The organism is Pseudalkalibacillus hwajinpoensis (assembly GCF_039851965.1).
Classification (GTDB): domain Bacteria; phylum Bacillota; class Bacilli; order Bacillales; family Guptibacillaceae; genus Guptibacillus; species Guptibacillus hwajinpoensis_E.
Genome location: NZ_CP156674.1, coordinates 118,368 through 139,829 on the forward strand (window position 1 = coordinate 118,368; position 21,462 = coordinate 139,829).

Below are 21,462 nucleotides of genomic sequence, written 5' to 3' on the forward strand. Positions count from 1 at the left end.
ATGCTTTAGTACGATAGCCCGAATTATTTGCTTTAAGTGAGTCATCACTACCAAATAGAAAATGGGTTTTATCGCATGATCCTCCTTTTATCTTCCAGACAGTTCAGTCTGTAGGATTTGGCACCATCTTCAAGCTTTACTTGAAAGGTTGCCGGGCATCATAGGGCCTAATCCCTCAGCCGCTCTTAATAAAAGTGTAGATTCAATTTTTAACATGGTTAAAATTATAGATGGGATAATAGAAAGAAATTACGAAATATGAGGAAGCTTTGTATCTAACATGAATCCTTTTGTGTTAGACGGTAAATACGATCTTCCCTCCCGTTCGATTGAACTGTCATCCTTCGCTGCTGAACAAATGAATCTAAATACGTACACACAGAATAATAAACCTTCGGCTTTTGCGTGGAGTATCTATTATCTAATGTTTTCTTATCTTTAATTAAAAGTTCGCAGATCATTAACGCACTTTCAATTCCCCTTTCAATGTAAGTATCAATTGCTTCCTGAATAATAAAAGAAAGATCTCCGACCACATGCGTGTTTTTTTGCGTTTGCTTCTCAGCTGGGGAAACAGAAGCAGGAACTTCTTCTGCGAATAAATCAAATGCGGCCTGTGCCTCTTCTTCTTGGTCTAATGCTGGCTCTGGCCTTTCTGGTTTTTGAACAAATGGTTCAGGTATCGTGCTTTTACGTTCAACCGATTCTAATTCTTCACGATGTGCTCTTATTAAGCCTTTCAGTATTTTTTCTTGACGAGATAGTAGTGGCAGTTGAAGCTCAATGAAATCACGAATATCCGAAGGTAAGTCCATTTCTAGCGGGATATCATAGGTTGATTCTTCGAGTGCTTTTTTCACTAAAAGCTCTTCTACCTCATCGTCCACTCTCTCAAAGCCATTGATGACATCTTTCGCGATCATCGGTGATAATCCTATATGATCCTGTAAATGATCAATCCCAAAATGGCGTGTTTCACCTGTTTGAACGTGCCTGACAATATACTGGTATCTTAGGGCTTGTCCACATTCACATTGGTGATCTACTGAAACATATCCTGCATCTATAACATCTATTAATACCCAATCGTCAAGTAGCATCTTTATTTCTTGCTCTGAAGCACCCTGAGGGATGTTTCTTCCCTTGTAGCTTGCAAGTATAGTAGCGAATATCGTTTTCTTAGCTGTTTTAACATAATTTAAAACATAATGTTGCTGATCATTCGATAAGTCCCCAAATAATTGATCACGTTCTGTTGTCGTGAGGGTCTCTTTCATCTAAATCACTTCCTGAATTGATAGTAACGCAAGTATAACAGTAAATATCTTCTGTTTGGGTGCATAGAATTAAAAATTAATAGAGGAAATCCATGTAAAAAACGGGGAAATTAGCACCGTAAGACTTTTTTAAAAATCAAGAACTCAATATTCCCAAGATTACCCGAGTCGTAATCTAATAAGAAGAGTAAATTAAGGAAAAAGCTAATAGATTGGGCTAATGGAAAGTGAACATGAAAAAAGTATCTCCAGGCTTACTGAGATACATACAATATGATTTGCTATATTAATACCGTTCTGGCATAAATGTTAACGACCCTCTCGCTCCTACAACGATCCTTTTTTTAACTTCGATGTCATTATCCTGTTTATAAACAAGATAAAATCGGTCATTATCTGAAATCAAACTTTGAAAGCTCCCTGAGGGATACAACTCACCAAGTTGAGATGGAGTGTATGTTTTAATAAGTTGCTTTGTTTGATCATAAATATCCAATCTCACAAGTTCCTCTTTCTCCATAATGGCATGAACATGATTGTATCCTGACATTGTCGCTATGTCGTCTTCATCCATTACAAACGGCGGATCTTTCAGCAGGCGATCTCCCTTTAAACCAAATACAACCCAGAAGACAATCAGGACACCAACAACGAATAAACCTTTCATTTCTTTCGCTCCTTATGCTAAAACCGGTTGTTTCTACTTTATTCGGGAGACTAGGAAAGGTGTATAAAAAAAACACACCCATTTAGGTGTGTTTTTAGTGGTAAGATTACTTCCCGACGTTCTCAAGCTTTTTCACTTGCTTACTACGTAACTGTCCACAAGCTGCATCGATGTCAGTACCATTCTCATGACGGATGACACAGTTAATGCCTCTTTTCTTAAGCGTGTCGTAGAACGCTAGAATTGACTCTTTTTCACTACGCTGATAAGAGTGATCATCTACTGGATTGTAAGGTATCAAGTTTACGTACGATAGATGACGCTTATCACTTAAAAGCTTAGCAAGCTGTTCAGCTTCTTCCTTGTGATCGTTTACGTCTTTTAGCATAATGTACTCAAACGTAATTCTGCGATTAGTTTTCTCAAGATAATAGTCAATTGCAGGCATGAGCTTTCCAAGTGGATAAGCTTTGTTGATTTTCATAATTCTCGTACGGAGCTCATCGTTAGGAGCGTGTAGAGAGATCGCAAGGTTCACCTGAAGATCTTCATTCGCAAAGTCGTAAATTTGTTTGGCAAGTCCACTTGTTGAAACAGTAATATGACGCGCACCAATGCAAAGACCTTTTTGAGAATTTACGACATGAAGGAAGTCCATCATATTATCGTAGTTATCGAATGGTTCACCGATTCCCATAATTACGATGTGACTTACGCGTTCTTCCTGGGCTTTTTCATCAAGTGCGTGCTGCACATTCATGATCTGCTCAACAATTTCACCGCTTGTAAGGTCACGGCTCTTCTTTAGTAGTCCACTTGCACAGAATGAGCAACCGATGTTACAGCCAACTTGAGTTGTCACACAAACAGATAGACCGTAATGGAACCGCATAAGAACCGTCTCAATGACATTGCCGTCCTGTAATTTGAATAAGAATTTAATCGTACCGTCAGAAGATTCCTGCTTAATTTCCTGTGTTAATGTCTGGATCGCAAAGTTTTCTTCTAACAGCTTGATACAATCTTTATTTACATTATTCATTTGAGAGAATTCTTTTACTCGCTTCTTATAAAGCCAATCCCACACTTGAGAAGCACGGAATTTCTTGTGGCCACGTTCAAGCAACCATTCAGTTAGCTGATCAAACGTTAATCCGTATATTGATTGTTTCATGTATAACCCTCTTTTCAATTCTTAGCCATTCATTTTAATACTACTAGAAGTATAACCAAGTCGCAACCAGTTAGTCTGGATTCCTTCAATTCATCAAAAATAATTGATTCTCAGTTACCTTAATCAATGGAAAACTCTTCTTTTCGAAAATTTTAGTTTCAGTAACAGAATAAAACAAAAACGAGGAATTTTTAAAAAAAGCCAACGAAGTTTTCGCCAGCTTCTCTTTGCCTTATTTACTTTGGGACTTACACCTTTCCATAATAACAGATAGCGCTGTTTCTTTATCAGGCTGGTCACTTTCATGCCAGCGAATCTTTCTACCAAATTCATCGGCTTTGGCATAAGCATAGATTTTACCATTGTATTCCGCAACACTAATTTCCCAATAATATGTAACCTCTGCTCCCGTTGGTTGCCTTACCTCGACTGGATAGAAAAAATAATCTACTTTATTTAACATCAAAACAGCTCCTTCGTAATGATTCTAATGCTATTTTATCAGAACTCATACTGGGCACACCAATTCTATGTGACAAATATCACTTTGTGTAAATGAATTTTCATTTATCATTATATGTGAATCATATCACAAAAAATAAAGTCATACGGATTAGGGTGAATGACATGAATGGTATTGAACTATTAACTGCACTGACTCCTGTACTGGCTGTATATCTATTGTTGGTCACTTAGACTGCCCGCTACACTTGCCATGCCAATTAGCTTCCTATTTACCGTAATGGCTGCCTATCTTGTCTGGAAAATCCCAGCGATTCAAATTGCAGCCGCTAGCTGCTGTCGCCCTTGCCCTTATTGCCGATAGTAGTCCTGTCTCATTTGGAGCAGTCGGAACACCTGTGATCGTCGGTGTTGACCAGGGGCTTCGTCAGGGACCTGCTATTGCCGATCAAGTGGCAGCATCTCTTGGTGATCAAACGATGGCAGACTATCTCCAGTCTGTAACACAAAGTGCTGTGATTATTGATTTATTCGTAGGTAGTCTTATTCCGCTAATTATAGTCATGATCCTTACAAAATTTTTTGGCAAGAATCACTCCTGGCGTGAAGGATTAGCTCTATGGAAATTTGCTATCTTTGCAGGTTTTAGTTTTACTGTTCCGGCCTTTATGGTGGCGACATTTCTTGGACCGGAGTTTCCTTCTATCATAGGAGGATTAGTTGGCCTTGGGATTGTTGTTCCAGCAGCAAAACAGGGATTTTTACTCCCTGATCAGTCATGGGATTTTGAAGAATCCAAAGCTGCTGACGTTGACTTGACAGTGAGGAAAATTCTCCCGCTCTGGATTGCGTGGTTGCCCTACCTTCTTGTAGCGGTCTTCTTAGTACTTACAAGAATTAACGCCTACCGCTTAAAGAATGGTTGCGTTCTGTAAAAGTTGGGTGGAACCAGATTCTTGGCACAGAAATCAGCACGTCTTTTGAACCATTCTATTTGCCTGGCACCATCTTCATTGTTGTCATTGTAATCACAATTGTTATCCATAAAATGAGCTTTAAGAGTGTCGCCAGTACATTTATGAGCTCCATAAAAACCATGGCGGGTACAGTCATAGCGCTCGGTACAGCTGTACCGATGGTAAGGATTTTTATTAACTCTGAAGTAAATGGTGCAGATTTAATGAGCATGCCCATGGAACTGGCAACGCTCGTAGCTAATTCTGTCGGCGATGCCTGCCACTAGTTGCCCCCTCTATCGGTGTACTTGGATCCTTAATCTCTGGAAGTGCGACGTTCAGTAACATGATGTTCTCTCTATTTCAATTCAGTGTTGCCGATCAGCTGCAAATGAATGAGCAGCTTGTACTCGCGCTTCAGGTGCTTGGCGCAAATGCCGGAAATATGATTTGTGTACTGAATGTCCTAGCCAGCTGCATCTGTAGTAGATATGGTTGGAAAGGAAGGAACAATCATTCGAATGACGATTGGACCGATGATTTTTTACGCGGTAGCTTCAGGAGTTCTTGGATTCGTTGCTATTCTCCTTCTTTAATAATAGAAAAGCAGCCATTCATGAGATGAATGGCTGCTTTTCTATTATCCGAAATTCTCAACATCCCATGTGCGAATGGAATAAAACCCTCGATCAATCTTCTCTTTTTCACTTAAAAGTGTAAGCTTCAGTTCTTCAGGAAATTTCTGCATTGAACTGTGATCCATTTCGATGCCTTGATAACCACTAAATACAGGCACTGTCACGATTTGTTTTTCCACCGTATCAAAACAATGAATACATAAGAATCCAACACTTCTCATTCGATAAACAAACATTACTCTATATCGCTGTTCTTTCATCCTCTTCCGCTCCTCTCTTAGTCTATCTCCAGTATGAACCTCTCAAGCTTCTGGTATACCTCGATATCACAGTGTGAGCGGATTGTTTTCTATTAGATTACACCCCTGATAAAATTAAGGATAGGTTTTTCATTCTAATAGATTGAGATCCTAATACTTAGCCTATGAATCTAGGAAGAACTAAACGATCAGAGTAATGATTATGTAGGAATTCTATCAATCGAAAGATCGATGAAATCTACAATATTATGGAAAGAAGATGAAAACATGTCAAAAACTCATCAAAAACAATTACATGATATTCAATATTCCGTGCTGGATTTAGCTCCTGTAACCGAAGTTGGAGCCATCTCTGATGCTCTTCACCGGACAAGAGATCTAGCGCAGTATGTAGAAAGTTTAGGATATAATCGGTTCTGGCTCGCAGAACACCACAATATGCCTTTCATTGCTAGTTCAGCAACATCAGTTGTCATTGGTCATGTTGCTGCAGGAACGTCAACAATTCGAGTGGGTTCAGGTGGCGTCATGCTTCCCAACCATGCTCCCCTTGTTATTGCAGAACAATTTGGAACGCTTGAATCTCTCTTCCCTGGTCGAATTGACCTTGGACTGGGGCGTGCGCCTGGTACCGATCAGCGCACTGCGTTTGCATTGAGAAGAGGCCAGGGTTCTATGGGGCAGGACTTCCCAGAATTGCTAGCTGAATTACGGTCTTATTTCGACCCATCTTTAAGTGCGGGGACTTCTCCGGTTCGCGCTGTGCCAGGTGAAGGCCTTGATGTTCCGATATGGTTACTTGGATCGAGTTTATATAGCGCGGAACTTGCAGGAGAATTAGGACTTCCATATTCATTTGCCAGCCACTTTTCACCGAAAAACACCATTAGTGCTTTAGAAACATATCGTCAGCACTTCAAACCATCTAAAGTGCTTGATCAGCCTTACGCTATGGTTGGAGTTAATGTGATTGCGGCAGATTCGGATGAAGAGGCAAACTTCCTTGCAACAACACTTCAACAGCAATTTCTAAATTTAATACGAAATAACCAAGTACCTATGCAGCCACCGGTTGAAAACCTTAATGCCAGTGAATATGAACTGGCAGCTCTTGATCAACAACTTGCAACTTCCATAATTGGTGGACCTGAGACGGTTCAAATGAAAATGCAAGAATTTCTAGATGCTACTCAGGCGGACGAAATGATGGTTATTTCCTCCATTTATGATCAAGATAAACGCAAGCATTCGTACAAGCTTCTTTCTGATATAACAAAAGGTTAATTATTCTAAAGCCTGGTTCCGTTGGAATCAGGCTTTTTAAGTAACAGCCGTCTAAAAGAATAACTGAACTGGGATCACTTATTGAATCAAAAACATTGTAGCATCCAAAAGCACCTGCCCTAATTCGGCAGATGCTTTACTAATTTATTTAGCTGATTTAAACGGTTTATTATCAACCGTAATGACTGGACTTCGGGAACGGTTTGTTGCAATGATATAGATCGCTGCAGCTGCAATGATGGTTGCGATAATCGTACCAAGGTTAAAAATGCCTTTTTCAGTTGTCCAGACAATCGAATAGCCGAGAGCTCCTGCCATTGTTGCGTAATAGACGAACGGGATGAGAGTTTTTCGAATAACTTCGCCTTCCTTACCAACAAGTCCTACCACGGCAGATGCTGCTACAACGTTATGCACGCAGATCATGTTTCCTGCAGCCCCACCGACAGCCTGAAGGGCAACGATCCATGAAGCATCAACACCAATTTGAGATCCTACATCATATTGGAATAAGGAAAACATCATATTACTGACGGTGTTACTACCGGCGATAAACGCTCCAATACCGCCAATAAATGAAGCAAATAACGGCCAGAAGTCACCAGTTAATGCCGCAACCCCGTTGGCGAGCTCAATTGGCATTTTATCAAACCCTGCCCCTCCTCCGCCGGAGTTTAAGAACACTTGAACCATCGGGACGGTGAAAACAAGCGCTGTTGATGCGGCGATCATGGTTTTCCCCGAATGCTTCCACGCTCGAACGTAGGCTGTGGTATTCATTTGATGAATGACAAATGTAATCAGTGACACAATGATAAAAATGGTTCCTGGTAAATAAAGCGGCTGAAAGCTCGATGATATTTCAGTCCCAAAGATATTGGGGATCGAAACTGTCCAGGCCTGGAACCAATCGATTAAAGGAAGCGCTTTCAATCTTGTTGCTACGAGAAGTAAACCAACAAGTATATAGGGTGTCCAGGCTCTTACCATAGACATGTGCCCGCTTTTATGTGCAATGTCTTTTATTTCGATACTTCCAGTCCAGGACGGATCCCAGTTAGATTTATCATCAAAATCCCATTGCTCCTCCGGTGGCGGCATGAGGAATCCTTTTTTCGCCGCTGTCACAACAATTGCGAGCCCTACTAAACCACCTATCATGGAGGGGAATTCTGGTCCTAATACGTTTGCTACAATAACATATGGAATTGTCATGGCGAAAGCTGCAAACAGCGCAAACTTCCACACTTTAATGCCTTCACGGAATGATTTGTTTTTACCAAAAAATCGAGTCATAAGTGCAACAACAAATAAAGGAATGAGTGTACCAACAATGGCGTGAAGAATGGCTACACGGCCGCCAACCATTGTAACAAGCGCAAGAAAATTATTGGTGATGCTTGCATCAGCAGCTAAGCCGGATTGGACACCAACTAGAATCGGCGTCCCAACTGCGCCAAATGAAACGGGTGTACTTTGTATGACCATGCCGGCAATAACGGCTGCCATAGCAGGAAAACCAAGTCCTACAAGAAGTGGTACAGCTACTGCTGCAGGGGTACCAAATCCAGCTGAACCTTCAATGAAGGAACCAAATAGCCAGGCAATGATAATCACTTGAATACGACGGTCAGGTGAAATACCGATAAAGCCTTCGCGGATCGTTTTAATTCCACCACTTTCTTGGAGCGTATTCAGGAGTAGTATGGCTCCGAATATAATGTACAGTAAGGTAGCAGCGACAACTAATCCATTAATCGATGCAGCGGCTACAGTAGCACCGGGAACTTTCCAAACAAACAGAGCAAGAACAACCGCAACGATATATGAGACCGGCATCGCTTTACTTGCAGGCCACCTTAATCCAACGAGAAAAATACCTACGGCTGCAATCGGCAGTAACGATAAAATCGCTAATAATCCTGTACTCATTGCTCATCCTCCAATAATTAAATTTGTTGGTAATGAAACGTTATCCTCCTCCCTGAAGCAGTTGCTGTTTTATTGCTTTATTGTAGTATGTATCTGTTATGCAACAGCTGAAATTAGCATATAGTAATTTTCACCCATTTTCAACAAAATTCAGAAATTTCAAATAATATCTTGTTAGGAGGGGAATTACCTTCCTTCCCCCTAATTAGTTAGAAACTTATCTTATTTCTGAGTAACCCCGATTTGAGAAGGGGTCTGCGTGAATTGATTCGACAATGAACCGATTTCCTTGATATGACATGTGATCATATCTCCCTCCTTAACGAAATGTGCACCCGTTGGACTTCCGGTAAGGATAACATCCCCTGGATGAAGGGTCATGACTGTTGAAAGATAAGCAATCATCTCTTTAATCGGTACAATCATCCACTCTGTTGGACTGTCTTGCTTCAATTCTTCGTTTACTTTTGCTGTTACGTGTATGCGATAAGGATCAAGTTCAGTTTCAATTACTGGCCCGATTGGTGTAAAGGTGTCAAAAGATTTCCCGAGCGTCCAGTGGCCATCATTATGGAAAAATTGTGGTGCAGTCACATCGTTTCCAACGGTATAGCCAAACACGTACTCGAGCGCCCTGTCTTTTTCAATGTTCTTTGCTTCCTTTCCAATCACAACAGCGAGTTCAGATTCGAATTTCACTTCATCTAATTGGTCAGGAATAACGACCGGTTCATTTGGACCGACAATTGAAGTCACAGGTTTGAAAAAGAAGACGGGCATTTCTGGAATTACGTCTGGTAATGATTCCTTATCCGCTACATAGTTTGCTCCAATTCCAATTATGTTTCTCGGTGTGATGGGAGAGAGCAGCTCGATATCTTCTATGGAAACTTTCTCATTTGTATAGGACCAATCCGTAAAAGGATTTCCATCAATAATCGTTACAATCTTGTCTTCCATTACACCAAAATGAATCTTATCCTGATAAGTAAATCTTCCGAATTTCATGTCCATTTCTCCTTTTATGAGGGATTTACGTTACTGAAGCTTCCTTAATTACTTTTTTAATATCCATACACCTGCTCGGTGTTGGAAACAGTTTACCCTGGTTTAATAGATTGTCCGGATTAAACACATCCCGAATCGCCGTCTGTGCATCAAGTTCATCATCGCTAAAAATAAAGCGCATTTCTTCTTTCTTCTCTATACCAACACCGTGTTCTCCGGTGATTGAGCCTCCAGCATCTGCACAAGCTTTCAGGGATGCTGTTCCCGCTTTCAAGGCCTTTTCCGTTTCACCTTCAATCCTGGAGTCAAACAAGATTAGCGGATGTAAGTTGCCATCTCCGGCATGAAAAATGTTTGCAATGCGAAGATTATATTCTTTACTGATCGCTCTGATTTCTTCAAGCACTAAAGGAAGCTTACTCCGAGGAATGACGCCATCCTGAACCAGGTAGTCAGGAGAAATTGCTCCCATCGCTCCAAATCCGGTCTTCCGATTCGCCCACCAGCGTCCGCGCTCCTCTTCATCTCGAGCTACTTTTACATCACGAACATTGTGATTCTCACAAACGGATAAAATCTGTTCGATTTGCTCTTCTATTCCTTCAGCGATCCCATCCACTTCAATTAATAAGAGAGCTTCGATATCATCTGGATGTCCGACAGGAAAAGCTCCTGCCTCAACGCCTTCAATCGCGGTTTGATCCATCATTTCAAGTGCGGCAGGAATGATGCCGGCAGAAATAATATCAGATACAGCATGACTTCCATCTTCCACTCGATCGAAATAAGCCAGAACCGTTTTCTTTCCTTCAGGATTCTTAAGAATCCTTACGATGATTTTTGTCACAATGCCGAGCGTTCCTTCTGAGCCTGTCAAGATTCCAAGGAGGTCGTATCCTGGGGTATCCAAAACACCACTAGAGCTTATCTGAATGATTTCTCCATCAGGAAGAACAACTTCAAGTCCGAGAATATGGTTCGTTGTCACCCCGTATTTAAGGCAATGAGCACCACCGGCATTTTCCGCAACATTCCCTCCGATCGTACACACATATTGACTGGAAGGATCAGGTGCATAATAATAGCCTTTATGAGAAATGGAATTTGTTAGTTTCAAGTTAACGAACCCTGGTTGAACAACAGCCTGTCGATTTTCATAATCGACGCTAAGAAGATGCTTCATCTTCACAAGACTAATAATCACTTCATTGTTTAAAGGGATAGCCCCTCCACTCAACCCTGTTCCAGCGCCGCGTGCTAGAAATGGGATATCATTCTCAGCACAATACGTCACAGCTGCCGCCACCTCTTCCGTATTTTTGGGGAAAATGACGGCCTTTGGCATCGCTTTATGAATCGTAAACCCATCACAATCGTAAGATAAAAGATCTTCCTTATGATGAAGAATGGATTTAGCACCTACAATGTTTGTGAGCGCTAAAATATCGGGGTCAATGTTCTGTTTTTTCTTCCTGGATAACAGCACGCTCTCACTCCTTTATCGCAGCCTGATTTCCAATTCCCTTCTTAACATCTTCCTGATAAGCCCAGTCAAGAAGCTGTACGGTGTGAACGACCTGTCCACCCCGACCATATTTCTGAACTCCCATGGCCATTTGGAGCATACAACCTGGGTTACCCATTGAAATCATTTCGACGTCTTCAGGGACATGCTCCATTTTCCGTTCAAGAACGGCGGACGCCATTTCAGGGTTTGTGATGTTATAAATCCCCGCACTGCCACAGCATGTATCCGCATTAGGCTGTTCAACGTAGTCAACACCTGGAATGTCTTTAATTAGCTGCCTTGGTTCATGTCTTACTCCCTGTCCATGCGCTAGATGACAGGCATCGTGGTAGGTAATTCGCTTGTTTATTGCACTTTGCGGCTTCTCATAGCCTGTGTCATAAAGGTACTTCGAAATATCTTCCACTTTTTCAGAGAATGCTTCCGCTTTTTCTTTCCATTCTGGATCATGCCGGAAAAGCTCTGGATATTCCTTAAGTGCACAACCGCATCCGGCTGCATTAACGACGACTCTTTCAGCATCTTGAAATGCTTCAATATTTTGTTTCGCGAGTTTCCTTCCTGTCTCCCGATCACCTGCGTGAATATGTAATGCACCACAGCAAGTCTGTTTTTTGGGGAGAACTACATCGTTTCCGTTGTAGGTGAGGACGTTGATCGTTGATTCGTTAATATCGCTAAACATCACATCCATAATACATCCCTTCAGCATCGCTACCTGTGCTTTCGAAGCTCCTTTTGCAGGAATGACATCCACGTTCTTATACCTTTTGTGAACAGATTGCTGAATCTCTGGCATAATCGCTTCCATTTCAGCAAGATGGTCAGGCATAACGCGAAGTACTCCTGACGACCGAACTGCTTTTTGAAGCCCGCTTTTTTGATAGAACTTTAATAATCCACCTGCAGACTGGAGACGACTAGGATGAGGGAAAATCCCCTTCAGGAAAAAGCTGCTTACTACTCCCTTTACTCCTGTTAATGGCATAGCTTGCCTCACCTGTCCGCGAGCTTCTTCAATTAATCCGCCGACATCGACATCTGCAGGACAAGCTGTTGTACATGCCCGACAATCAAGACACTGAAAAACAGGATCCATGAACTGTTCATTTACCTCAAGCTTTCCTTCTGCGACGGATTTAATGAGGTGAACGCGACCACGTGGTGAATGCTGCTCCTGGCCTGTTTCTAAATAGGTTGGGCATGCTTCAAGACACATGCCACAATGTACGCAGTCTGCCCACTTGTTTTCATCAGGATGATCGTCCCATAAATAATTGCTAAGACTGTTATTTGTGCATGGAGGTGATGATTTTGTTAGCTCTTTTTCTTTTACAGACATGCTATATCCCTCCTATAAAGCGTTGCTCATTCAGCGTGTTCTTGGGATCTTGCTTCAGTTTAATTCCTTTAAACAGCTTGAGATATCCACTCTGTGGTCCCCAGACATTCAGCTGTTTTCTCAGTTCAATCGGAAGGTGTTTCGCAACCGCATAGCCACCTAACTTCTCTGAAAATGCTTGAATGTGTTGAATAACACGAACGACCTTTTCCGAGTTTCCTGAGATCACTATGTTACTTAGTCCATGCCCGGCTCCACCATGTGCAGTAATCCTGACTTCACCTTCATGTTGTATACGGCTACACTCTTGTAGTAAGGGAAAAACGTCCATGTTTTTTGTTCCTACTTTCAAGACTGCCTGAGTTATCTCATTAAAATCGGTCAGGGCATTAGGGGCTAGATCACTAAACTTTTGCCAGAAGTCTTCTGTATGATCATGTATGGAAAACACAGCTTCCGATGGCTTGTTTTCATCAATCCAGGCTTCCTGAAACTTCACCGCTTTTTTAACATCTTCGAGTGCAATCAAAAGACTATATTCTTTTTTATTAAAAAGCAGATCAGAAAGGGAAGGGCTAAGAATCTCGAGAGAAACAGGTTCTAGAAGTGAATCCTGAATTTGTTTTGTGAACGCTTTCAATTCCTCGAGAGCTTCTTCTCGAACAGTTAAGGTGACTAGACTCGTATATTTAGGGATCGGCCTCAATTTTAAGGTGATTTCGGATATGACTCCAAGGGTCCCCATTGCACCAATAATTAATTTGTTCATATCGTACCCAGCCACGTTTTTAACGACTTTCCCACCTGTTCGTATAACTTTTCCATCAGGATAAACAACGCGCATACCAATAACGTGATCTCTAGCCGACCCGTACTTTAAACGCTTAGGACCACTCTCGTTCGCACTAACGACCCCACCAATTGTAGAAGCAGATGGGAACGCTGGATCTAATGAGACCATTTGATTGTACTGACGCAAGTATGTTTGAAGTACACGAATCTTGGTTCCGGGTTTTACTGTGACGGTCATGTCACCTACCGTATGTTCAACGATACCTGTTAATTTTCTTAATGAGAGAGTGAGATCATAATCTGACTTCAGCCCCCCATACCCGAGTTTTGTTCCACCACTCATAATAGAGATTTTCTTTCCAGACTGATTTGCTTCTGTTACAATGGCTACTACTTCATCCTCAGATTCTGGAAAAAGCACATTAGAGCTTAGATTCCCGAATCGTGTCCCAGAATCAGTCAGTAATTCAACAAGCAAATGGTTGTCCAACTCCTTCCCCTCCCTCAGTGTGTTTCAATAAATTCAGATCGTATTGAAAATCCTTTTCTCATATGCTTTTTCACATAGGATAAGTGTAATAACATCGCCTCATGTGCACCGGATGCGTCTTCACAAACGATCATTTCCATGATAAGTTCATGCTGATGATGAATGTCATGAATGAGATCTGGTTTAGAAGCAATTAACCTATGAAAATCGGCCATCGATTTCCCCATGGTTTGGGATATGGATTCAAGCAAATGATGCAAAATATTATTACCTGATGCATGTGCGATTGCCAGATGAAACTGACAATCATGAAAACCGTTTTCGTCGTAGTGACAAGCACTCATCTCATCCAGAGCTGTTCTCATTGCAACTAAATCCTGCTCTGTCCGATTAACAGCAGCTAGTTTGACAATGCTTGTTTCTAAGATTTCACGAACCTGAAATAAAGATTCGAGCTCCTTCTGATGAGGCATTAACATATGTTGAAAATAGCGTTTCGGATTAAACCCAGTTACAAACGTTCCTTCACCATGCCTGATTTCAACTAATCCCCTCCCTTTTAGTGTCGTCAGCGCATCACGGACTGCGGAGCGTCCCACTTCAAGGGATTCACACAGTTCTCGCACAGAAGGAAGTTTATCCCCTTCTTTGTAGCTGCCTTCCTTAATTAATCGCACTATTTGTTCCTCTACTTTTTCTGATATTTTTTGGGAGGATATTCGTTTGAACTCCAGAATGAAAACCACCTTTCAGAAGTCACATATCAGACAAGTTTGTCCGCGTGTATTTTAAGATTATTCAGATAACGGAATGGTAAAAGAGTGCAAAAGCAGCCTTAGGCCACTTTTGCTAGTAAGATTACTTCTTTGCATATACCTTTGCTTTTGCTTCTTGACGCCGTTTATGCAAAATAGGTTCTGTATACCCGCTCGGTTGCTCGAATCCTTTAAAAACAAGATCGCAAGCGGCCTGGAAAGCAACGGAGTCTTTATAATTTGCTGACATTGCAAGGTATTCAGGATCGTTAGCATTTTGTTCGTCAACAACTTTTGCCATCCGTTTCATCGTTTCCATTACTTGATCCTGAGTGCAAACACCGTGATGGAGCCAGTTTGCCACATGCTGACTGGAGATCCGGAGAGTAGCTCGATCTTCCATTAGTTCAATGTTACGAATATCCGGTACTTTCGAACAGCCTACGCCGTGCTCTACCCAGCGTACAACGTATCCAAGAATGCCCTGGGCATTGTTATCGAGCTCTTCTTGAACTTCCTCTTTGCTCCAATTGTTTTTTTCAACTACGGGTATCTCTAGAATAGCGTCTTGATAGTTCGTTGTGCTTTTAGAAAGCTCTTTTTGGATGTTAGGGACATTTACTTCATGGTAATGAAGCGCATGAAGTGTAGCGGCTGTTGGCGATGGTACCCAGGCTGTGTTTGCTCCTGCTTGAAGCTGACTTCCTTTTTGCGCAAGCATATCTGCCATTAAGTCAGGCATTGCCCACATTCCTTTCCCAATTTGCGCTACTCCAGAAAAACCGGTTTTCAGTCCCTGTTGGACGTTGGATTTTTCATAGCTCTGAAGCCAGTTCGAGTTCTTCATTTCATTTTTGCGGATAACTGGTCCTGCTTCCATTGACGTATGGATTTCATCCCCTGTCCGATCCAGAAAGCCAGTATTGATGAAAACAACGCGTTCCTTAACTTCATTGATACAGTTGCGAAGGTTGAGCGTTGTGCGACGTTCTTCATCCATCACACCAATTTTCATAGTGTTTCTCTTCAGTTCAAGTAAGTCTTCGGTTCGATTAAATAATTCATTCGCAAATGCCACTTCTTTTGAACCGTGCATCTTAGGTTTAACAATATAGATCGAACCCTTAGAAGAATTTTCATACTGACCATTTTTAAGCACATCATGTTTTGCAATTAGTCCCGTAATAACCGTATCCAAGATGCCTTCTGGAATTTCATTTCCGTCCTGATCGAGCACCGCGTTTGTCGTCATTAGGTGCCCGACATTACGCGCAAACATAAGAGAGCGGCCACGGACTGAGAAGGACTGACCATCCGGCGACGTATACTCTCGATCTGGGTTTAATGTTCTTGTCATTGTTTTTGTTCCTTTTTGGAACGATGCGGAAAGATCCCCTTTAATTAATCCAAGAAAGTTGCGGTAAACAAGCACTTTATCCTCGGCATCCACAGCTGTAACTGAATCTTCAAAATCCATAATCGTTGTTAAAGCGGATTCCACATAAACATCTTTTGTGCCGGCGGGGTCTACTTTACCGATAGGATGAGAACGATCAATTTGAATTTCAAGATGAATTTCATTGTTTTTCAATAAGATAGTGGTTGGTTCATCTTCATTCCCCTGATACCCTGCGAATTGATTCTGATCCATTAAAACGCTTTCATTATCGTCATTAAAATGAACCTTCAGCATGCCCTGTTCAATCGAATAACGGATCACATCTGAATGACTTCTTTCTTTTAACGGAACTGACGAATCAAGGAAACGTTTCGCATACGAAATCACTTTATCTCCTCGAACAGGGTTGTAGTCGCCATTTCGATCCGCCCCGTTTTCTTCACTGATCGCGTCAGTTCCATAAAGCGCATCGTAAAGACTTCCCCATCTTGCATTTGCTGCATTAATCGCATAACGGCCATTGTTGACAGGTACCACTAGTTGTGGCCCCGCTTGAACGGCAATTTCATCATCAACATTTTCTGTTGTAATCGTAAATTCACCTGTCGCAGGTTCCAGGTAATTCAATTTTTTTAAGAATGATTTGTATTCATTAAAATCAATTTTCTGATTTGATTTATGCCACTCATTTAATTTGTTTTGGAGATCATCACGAATGGTTAATAATCTCTCATTCTTTGGAGCGAGATCTTTCACAATGTCACCGAACCCCATCCAAAATTGCTCGCTTGAAACCCCTGTTTCAGGAATAACATCCTTATTAATAAATTCATAAAGTTCATGAGCAACTTGTAGAGAACCGATCTGTGTATATTTTTCCATCGTATATCCTCCTCGTATAAAGTGAACAGAACCATATTGAGGTACTGTCCTTTCGTTATGTAATATCTTATAATGAAATCAGTTATTTATAAAATACATATTTGGCATATTGAGTATGCTCTAAAGTTATAATTCAGAATTTTCTATTAATCTATCATGTCTGGAGTGATTGTTTGGAAATCCGTCATCTTGAATATTTTTCAGAAGTTGCAAAGCAGCTGAGCTTTACAAAAGCTGCTTCAACACTACATGTATCACAGCCATCGATTAGTAAAGCGATTAAGAATTTAGAAACTGAGCTTGGGGTCCCTCTATTCTACAGATCAAAGCAATTGGAATTAACCGATGCTGGTAAAGCCGTTCTCATCAATGCCCAGCATGTACTGAGTGCTTTTCGGAATCTAACAACTGAACTCTCAGATATCACAGAATTAAAAAAGGGAGAAATTAAAATTGGCATTCCGCCTATCATTGGCGCCGCTTTTTTTTCAAAATTAATCAGTCAGTTCAAGGCACTTTACCCGACGGTAGAGATTTTGTTAACTGAAGTTGGTTCAAAAAGGATCAAGCAAGGAGTGGATGATGGCTCTCTTGATATTGGTTTGATTTGTAACACGCCACTCAAAAATAACAGCTTTGAAGCGGTCCAAGTCATTAAGGATCCGCTAATGTTGATTGTTCATAGTGAGCATCCGCTTGCGGTTTACTCTGAAGTTGACCTTGCTGATCTTGAATACGAACCTTTCATTTTATATCGCGACGACTTCACCCTGCATGATCGAATTTTGGAAGAATGCTCTAACAAAGGATTTTATCCGAACATCGTCTGTCAGAGCTCTCAAAAAGATTTCATGATTGAAATGGTAGAAGCTAGACTCGGTGTTGCCCTGCTTCCTAGTAAAATCACTTTAACCATCCAAAACCCTGCAATCAAATCGCTAAAGCTCACTTGTTCAAATGTTAATCTAGAGCTCGGTATGATCTGGAAACGAAATAAATATTTGCCTTTTGCTGTCAAAGAGTTTATTAAACTAGCAGAACCGATTATTGAAAAGTAATGCCCTCTACCTCAATTAGGTGGGATCGGCAATTAGAAGGAAAACAGAAAAAATATAAAGCTGATGTATGTCTGGTCCATACATCAGCTTTTGATCTATTCCTCTTCTATTTCCCAATCATGCTCAAATGCCACACAGCCTTTTAATGTCTCTGCGACCGGGCATCCGCGTTCAAACACTTGAAGTGCTCGCTCTGCTGCTTCTCTCTTCCCTTCGGGGATTGTCAACTTGTAATGACATCTTATTTTCGTGATTTTAAGAACACCGTCTGACGCTTCAATGATCCCCTCAAAATTTCCTGATAGCTTATTTGGAAATGTCGGTATATGGCGCGCTTCCAGCGCACCTGATAATGTACCGGTTAGTCAGCCACCCGCTGCAGCTACGATATGGTCTAGTGTTGATGGATGCTCCTCTTCAGGAGAAGCTTTATAAAATTCCTTTACCCCACCGTGTACCCCATATTGAACGGGATCTTCGAAATTGGCAATGTAAGCACGTCGATTTTTACCTTTATCCTGTTCGATCCGGATATTCGCGATTTCAATGGGGTTACTCATACGATCCTCTCCCTTTCATTTAATAAGCACCTCTAATCAATCCATGAACCTCCTGTTGATAAAACTCCTTGAGCTTTTCCATTTCTTCCTTAGTAAAATCTGCGACTTCAACTGCTTGAAGATTTTCTTCCACTTGCTGTACATTTCTAAACCCTGGAATGACGCACGAAATTTCTTGATGTTCAAGAATCCATTTCAGAGCAGCGGATGTCATGCTTCCTCTATTTCTTCCAATCCAGTTGATTTCGTCGCTTAACTCAACACCCTTTTCAAACTCAATACCTGCAAAGGTTTCACCTACATTGAATGACTCTCCATTATGATTAAACTTCCGGTGATCGTCACTTTCAAATGATGAATTCTTCTTGAATTTGCCTGTTAGGAGCCCACTCGCAAGCGGAACTCGCGTAAGTATGCCTACACCTTGCTTATAAGCTTTGGGAAACAGTTCCTCAAGAGGTTTTTGGCGAAAAATATTAAAGATAACCTGCAGTGTGCTCACATTCGGATAATCAAGGCACAATAAGCGTCTCTACACTGACACCGTAATAGCGTATTTACCCTTCACTTTTCAGCTTGTCCAGCACATCAAATACCTTTCCATCTCTTAAAATTTCAATCGGCGGACAATGGATTTGAAAGAGATCAATTTGATCGCGTTCAAGTCGCTCTAAACTTCCATCGAGATATGCTCTAACCGCTTCTTCAGAATAGGTTTCTGGATCATATATATCACCTGCTCGACAAAACTTCGTTGCAATATGAATATCTTTTTCCTTCCCTTTCGTTGCTTTGGCCAGAAGTTCTTCACTATGACCATCTCCATAAACGTCAGCCGTGTCAAAAAAATTAACACCTGCATTAATTGCGAATTGTAGAGCTTTTAATGCTTCTTCGTCATTTGTTTTTCCCCATGCACCACCTATGGCCCATGTTCCGAAGCTTACTTCACTTACGTTAAGATCTGTGTGGCCTAATTGACGATATTTCATAATTTTGACCAGCCTCCAATAAATTTGAATGAGCTACCATTACATGGGAATTTCCCTCTATCACAATCATTAAACCGATATCATAAAACTTTCGTATACTTTAGGGGTGGGGATAAACTACTTTCGCACTTCTTCGTCGTAATAACATCGTTCGATCTTTAACTATTCCTCCTAAAGCGGGGGATCCCTGCCTTTTTTTAATTTCTTATTTTTTTGTACCGATTAAGAGCATTTGTAACTTTTCCAAATTCTGAGGCATGCGGGCGATCATCTCCATCTGAATAGCCATAATCAACCATTCTATTTCGATTCAAACAAAGTTTAGTAAATTCTGGTTTAAAGAAATCAAACAGTTCAAATCGATCTTCTAGATGGGAAAAACGCTCTTGATAGGAATGAATGGTTTCAGAAAGAGACTTCCAGAAATCCTTCTCATCCATTAACTTCGATTTTTCAAGAATATTGGATAAGTAGCGAAGGTGACAAATAAATAACCCTGTAAAAATAAATTGAGTGAGCCCTTCTGGTGCTTCACTACGAAGAACATTCTTTAACTCTTCTGTTAATCGACTTAGTTCCTCAAATGGTTGATCACTTATATTAACATCGTCGACGAAATCTTTAATCGCAAGCCGGTATGGTTGATGATCTTTCAAGACGAGTATCGTGTTTTGGCCATGCGGAGAGAAGACGGTTCCATACTGATACAAGTAATGTAATAGTGGTTTCATCGTGACATCTAAAAATTGTTTGACCCACTCTTCTGCTGAAAGCCCTGATTTTTCGATGTGACTTTGTATATAAGGCTTACCATCATGATCTTCATACAGAAGGGCTGCAAGTGTGATGGCCTGTTCTCCTTCTTCGAGATAGGTATAGATGCTTTCTCTAAAAATGACGCCAAGCATTTCTAAATATTGATAGGGTGCCTGTTCTAACTCAGTAAAGTAAGGATGGTCGACATTTATACTTGCTATTTCCCCTGGCAGAATAACCTTGCATTCGTCTTTTAAGAATGAGTCCTTTTCATAGATTCCTTTTATAAATTCCGTAATTTTAGGAGCAATCAACGTTCGTTCAGAAGGCAACCCTCTATAAACAAGTGTGTTTAAAATACTGATTGGAAGTTTGACATGGTGCCGACATTTATTTGACTGATTAACAAAAGTACGTATCGATTGCTGCGGAAGATAGTGATCACAAGACTCTCCGACCGATATGATCCTCCTATTTGCAATCTCCTCAGCAAAATTTTGGATTAAGACATTTTTCCATTGCCACTCATGTACTGGCATCAAGAAGTAATCAGATGGATTAACATCCTTGCTTTTTAATATTTGAAGAAAGCGTTTTAGATCATCTTCACTTAGTTCATCATTGACTAGCTCTTCAAATGAAAGGTCTTTAATCGACTGAAATGAGCTAATGTCTTTATGTACTCCAACCCAGGATAATCTCACTTCCTTCTGTTGTTCTGGAGCATATGCGAGATAATCATCATATCCAAAACCAATTCGCCCTTTGTTATATGTGATCCACGGGTGGCCGGTCATATAGCCTTCAAGGAGAGCATAATCTACTCCTGCAAGCTCATCAGATGAAATTGGCTTGCTTAGCAGGTGTGCGTCAGCAATAAGGGTTTGGTTCAGCTCTTTGATTAAATGTCCGGCAGTTTCAGAAGACATGCCAATAAGTGGCTTTATATCAAGAAGGAATGCTATAGCACTCAGGTTTTCCTCTTTTTTAGCGTGATTCACCACCTCAATAGACTGCCAGTCAACATCGTAGCTATTAAATAATCTTGGAATAGCATTGAAGCGGTAAACTTTCTGCTTTGAAACGACTAATTCATAATGGATATACTCCTGATCTTCTTTAAGGATTGCAGGCAAAATCATATCCTCGTACATGTACTCTGATAGCATCTTAGCTAATAGCTTTTTATTAACAAGGGACCAGCTTTCCTTTGAAAGAACAGGTTCTAATTCATTTCTGGAATTCATACG

The 21,462-nt window shown here is 41.0% G+C and carries 20 protein-coding genes, 1 pseudogene and 1 riboswitch; of the genes and pseudogenes, 5 read left to right on the forward strand and 16 right to left on the reverse strand.

What is annotated here, in order from left to right; genetic code table 11:
* Positions 1-84: 84 nt before the first annotated feature.
* Positions 85-195: riboswitch (SAM riboswitch) on the reverse strand.
* Between the two features lie 80 nt (positions 196-275).
* From ABFG93_RS00595 to ABFG93_RS00610, 4 genes are all read right to left on the reverse strand, one after another.
* Positions 276-1,277: a DUF3895 domain-containing protein gene (locus tag ABFG93_RS00595; RefSeq protein WP_347550055.1), complete on the reverse strand. Its 1,002-nt coding sequence runs from the start codon at positions 1,275-1,277 to the stop codon at positions 276-278.
* 286 nt (positions 1,278-1,563) lie between these two features.
* On the reverse strand, positions 1,564-1,944 hold the full coding sequence (locus ABFG93_RS00600; RefSeq protein WP_347550056.1) for a hypothetical protein: 381 nt from the start codon (positions 1,942-1,944) through the stop codon (positions 1,564-1,566).
* Positions 1,945-2,050: 106 nt separating this feature from the next.
* Entirely contained in the window at positions 2,051-3,118 is a 1,068-nt protein-coding gene (gene rlmN / locus ABFG93_RS00605; RefSeq protein WP_347550057.1) for a 23S rRNA (adenine(2503)-C(2))-methyltransferase RlmN, read from the reverse strand.
* Positions 3,119-3,350: 232 nt separating this feature from the next.
* The gene (locus ABFG93_RS00610; RefSeq protein ID WP_347550058.1) at positions 3,351-3,581 is read right to left on the reverse strand and encodes a hypothetical protein; all 231 of its coding nucleotides are present in this window, start codon (positions 3,579-3,581) and stop codon (positions 3,351-3,353) included.
* 292 nt (positions 3,582-3,873) lie between these two features.
* On the opposite strand from ABFG93_RS00610, the gene ABFG93_RS00615 reads away from it, so the two are divergent.
* From ABFG93_RS00615 to ABFG93_RS00625, 3 genes are read left to right on the forward strand one after another with little or no spacing between them, the layout of a single operon-like run.
* Positions 3,874-4,515 carry an L-lactate permease gene (locus ABFG93_RS00615; protein WP_347550059.1) on the forward strand — a complete coding sequence of 214 codons (642 nt, stop codon included), beginning with the start codon at positions 3,874-3,876 and terminating at the stop codon, positions 4,513-4,515.
* Complete coding sequence (locus tag ABFG93_RS00620) at positions 4,503-4,823, forward strand: L-lactate permease (RefSeq protein ID WP_347550060.1); 321 nt, start codon at positions 4,503-4,505, stop codon at positions 4,821-4,823. Before ABFG93_RS00615 ends, ABFG93_RS00620 begins: the two co-directional genes overlap by 13 nt.
* 32 nt (positions 4,824-4,855) lie before the next feature.
* Entirely contained in the window at positions 4,856-5,161 is a 306-nt protein-coding gene (locus ABFG93_RS00625; protein ID WP_347552712.1) for an L-lactate permease, read from the forward strand.
* Positions 5,162-5,176: 15 nt separating this feature from the next.
* Here the strand turns inward: ABFG93_RS00625 and ABFG93_RS00630 are convergent, their stop codons facing one another.
* Positions 5,177-5,434: a hypothetical protein gene (locus tag ABFG93_RS00630; protein ID WP_347550061.1), complete on the reverse strand. Its 258-nt coding sequence runs from the start codon at positions 5,432-5,434 to the stop codon at positions 5,177-5,179.
* A gap of 267 nt (positions 5,435-5,701) precedes the next feature.
* Here ABFG93_RS00630 and ABFG93_RS00635 point away from each other — a divergent pair, with 267 nt between their 5' ends.
* Positions 5,702-6,718 carry an LLM class flavin-dependent oxidoreductase gene (locus tag ABFG93_RS00635; protein WP_347550062.1) on the forward strand — a complete coding sequence of 339 codons (1,017 nt, stop codon included), beginning with the start codon at positions 5,702-5,704 and terminating at the stop codon, positions 6,716-6,718.
* A 144-nt stretch (positions 6,719-6,862) separates the two neighbouring features.
* Here ABFG93_RS00635 and ABFG93_RS00640 read toward each other — a convergent pair whose 3' ends face one another.
* The 7 genes from ABFG93_RS00640 to ABFG93_RS00670 all read right to left on the reverse strand — a co-directional run bounded on the left by ABFG93_RS00640 (position 6,863) and on the right by ABFG93_RS00670 (position 16,846).
* Positions 6,863-8,650, reverse strand: a complete 1,788-nt coding sequence (locus ABFG93_RS00640) for an L-lactate permease (protein ID WP_347550063.1) — start codon at positions 8,648-8,650, stop codon at positions 6,863-6,865.
* A 222-nt stretch (positions 8,651-8,872) separates the two neighbouring features.
* Positions 8,873-9,658 carry a fumarylacetoacetate hydrolase family protein gene (locus ABFG93_RS00645; protein WP_347550064.1) on the reverse strand — a complete coding sequence of 262 codons (786 nt, stop codon included), beginning with the start codon at positions 9,656-9,658 and terminating at the stop codon, positions 8,873-8,875.
* Positions 9,659-9,683: 25 nt separating this feature from the next.
* Positions 9,684-11,141, reverse strand: a complete 1,458-nt coding sequence (locus ABFG93_RS00650; protein ID WP_347552713.1) for an FAD-linked oxidase C-terminal domain-containing protein — start codon at positions 11,139-11,141, stop codon at positions 9,684-9,686.
* Positions 11,142-11,148: 7 nt separating this feature from the next.
* On the reverse strand, positions 11,149-12,528 hold the full coding sequence (locus ABFG93_RS00655) for a (Fe-S)-binding protein (RefSeq protein WP_347550065.1): 1,380 nt from the start codon (positions 12,526-12,528) through the stop codon (positions 11,149-11,151).
* Between the two features lies 1 nt (position 12,529).
* Positions 12,530-13,810: an FAD-binding oxidoreductase gene (locus ABFG93_RS00660; RefSeq protein ID WP_347550066.1), complete on the reverse strand. Its 1,281-nt coding sequence runs from the start codon at positions 13,808-13,810 to the stop codon at positions 12,530-12,532.
* A gap of 14 nt (positions 13,811-13,824) precedes the next feature.
* Positions 13,825-14,487: a FadR/GntR family transcriptional regulator gene (locus tag ABFG93_RS00665; protein ID WP_347550067.1), complete on the reverse strand. Its 663-nt coding sequence runs from the start codon at positions 14,485-14,487 to the stop codon at positions 13,825-13,827.
* Positions 14,488-14,668: 181 nt separating this feature from the next.
* A complete protein-coding gene (locus tag ABFG93_RS00670) occupies positions 14,669-16,846 on the reverse strand; it encodes a malate synthase G (RefSeq protein ID WP_347550068.1) in 2,178 nt (725 codons plus the stop codon).
* Positions 16,847-17,019: 173 nt separating this feature from the next.
* Between ABFG93_RS00670 and ABFG93_RS00675 the strand changes: the two genes are divergently transcribed.
* Positions 17,020-17,904 carry a LysR family transcriptional regulator gene (locus tag ABFG93_RS00675; protein ID WP_347550069.1) on the forward strand — a complete coding sequence of 295 codons (885 nt, stop codon included), beginning with the start codon at positions 17,020-17,022 and terminating at the stop codon, positions 17,902-17,904.
* Between the two features lie 95 nt (positions 17,905-17,999).
* Here ABFG93_RS00675 and ABFG93_RS00680 read toward each other — a convergent pair whose 3' ends face one another.
* The 4 genes and pseudogenes from ABFG93_RS00680 to ABFG93_RS00695 form a co-directional block, all read right to left on the reverse strand.
* Positions 18,000-18,245 carry an OsmC family protein gene (locus ABFG93_RS00680; RefSeq protein ID WP_347552714.1) on the reverse strand — a complete coding sequence of 82 codons (246 nt, stop codon included), beginning with the start codon at positions 18,243-18,245 and terminating at the stop codon, positions 18,000-18,002.
* 24 nt (positions 18,246-18,269) lie between these two features.
* Positions 18,270-18,464, reverse strand: coding sequence for a hypothetical protein (locus ABFG93_RS00685; RefSeq protein ID WP_347550070.1), 195 nt, complete (start codon positions 18,462-18,464; stop codon positions 18,270-18,272).
* A 19-nt stretch (positions 18,465-18,483) separates the two neighbouring features.
* A pseudogene (locus ABFG93_RS00690) lies at positions 18,484-19,456 on the reverse strand (aldo/keto reductase).
* Between the two features lie 197 nt (positions 19,457-19,653).
* Complete coding sequence (locus tag ABFG93_RS00695; RefSeq protein ID WP_347550071.1) at positions 19,654-21,459, reverse strand: IucA/IucC family protein; 1,806 nt, start codon at positions 21,457-21,459, stop codon at positions 19,654-19,656.
* Positions 21,460-21,462 lie beyond the last annotated feature (3 nt).

What these genes read in the sequence shown, in the direction of transcription:
- ABFG93_RS00595 (WP_347550055.1), bottom strand. Translation starts at nt 1,277, where the DNA reads ATGAAAGAGACCCTCACGACAACAGAACGTGATCAATTATTTGGGGAC.
- ABFG93_RS00600 (WP_347550056.1), bottom strand. Translation starts at nt 1,944, where the DNA reads ATGAAAGGTTTATTCGTTGTTGGTGTCCTGATTGTCTTCTGGGTTGTA.
- rlmN (WP_347550057.1), bottom strand. Translation starts at nt 3,118, where the DNA reads ATGAAACAATCAATATACGGATTAACGTTTGATCAGCTAACTGAATGG.
- ABFG93_RS00610 (WP_347550058.1), bottom strand. Translation starts at nt 3,581, where the DNA reads ATGTTAAATAAAGTAGATTATTTTTTCTATCCAGTCGAGGTAAGGCAA.
- ABFG93_RS00630 (WP_347550061.1), bottom strand. Translation starts at nt 5,434, where the DNA reads ATGAAAGAACAGCGATATAGAGTAATGTTTGTTTATCGAATGAGAAGT.
- ABFG93_RS00635 (WP_347550062.1), top strand. Translation starts at nt 5,702, where the DNA reads ATGTCAAAAACTCATCAAAAACAATTACATGATATTCAATATTCCGTG.
- ABFG93_RS00640 (WP_347550063.1), bottom strand. Translation starts at nt 8,650, where the DNA reads ATGAGTACAGGATTATTAGCGATTTTATCGTTACTGCCGATTGCAGCC.
- ABFG93_RS00645 (WP_347550064.1), bottom strand. Translation starts at nt 9,658, where the DNA reads ATGAAATTCGGAAGATTTACTTATCAGGATAAGATTCATTTTGGTGTA.
- ABFG93_RS00655 (WP_347550065.1), bottom strand. Translation starts at nt 12,528, where the DNA reads ATGTCTGTAAAAGAAAAAGAGCTAACAAAATCATCACCTCCATGCACA.
- ABFG93_RS00670 (WP_347550068.1), bottom strand. Translation starts at nt 16,846, where the DNA reads ATGGAAAAATATACACAGATCGGTTCTCTACAAGTTGCTCATGAACTT.
- ABFG93_RS00685 (WP_347550070.1), bottom strand. Translation starts at nt 18,464, where the DNA reads ATGAGTAACCCCATTGAAATCGCGAATATCCGGATCGAACAGGATAAA.
- ABFG93_RS00695 (WP_347550071.1), bottom strand. Translation starts at nt 21,459, where the DNA reads ATGAATTCCAGAAATGAATTAGAACCTGTTCTTTCAAAGGAAAGCTGG.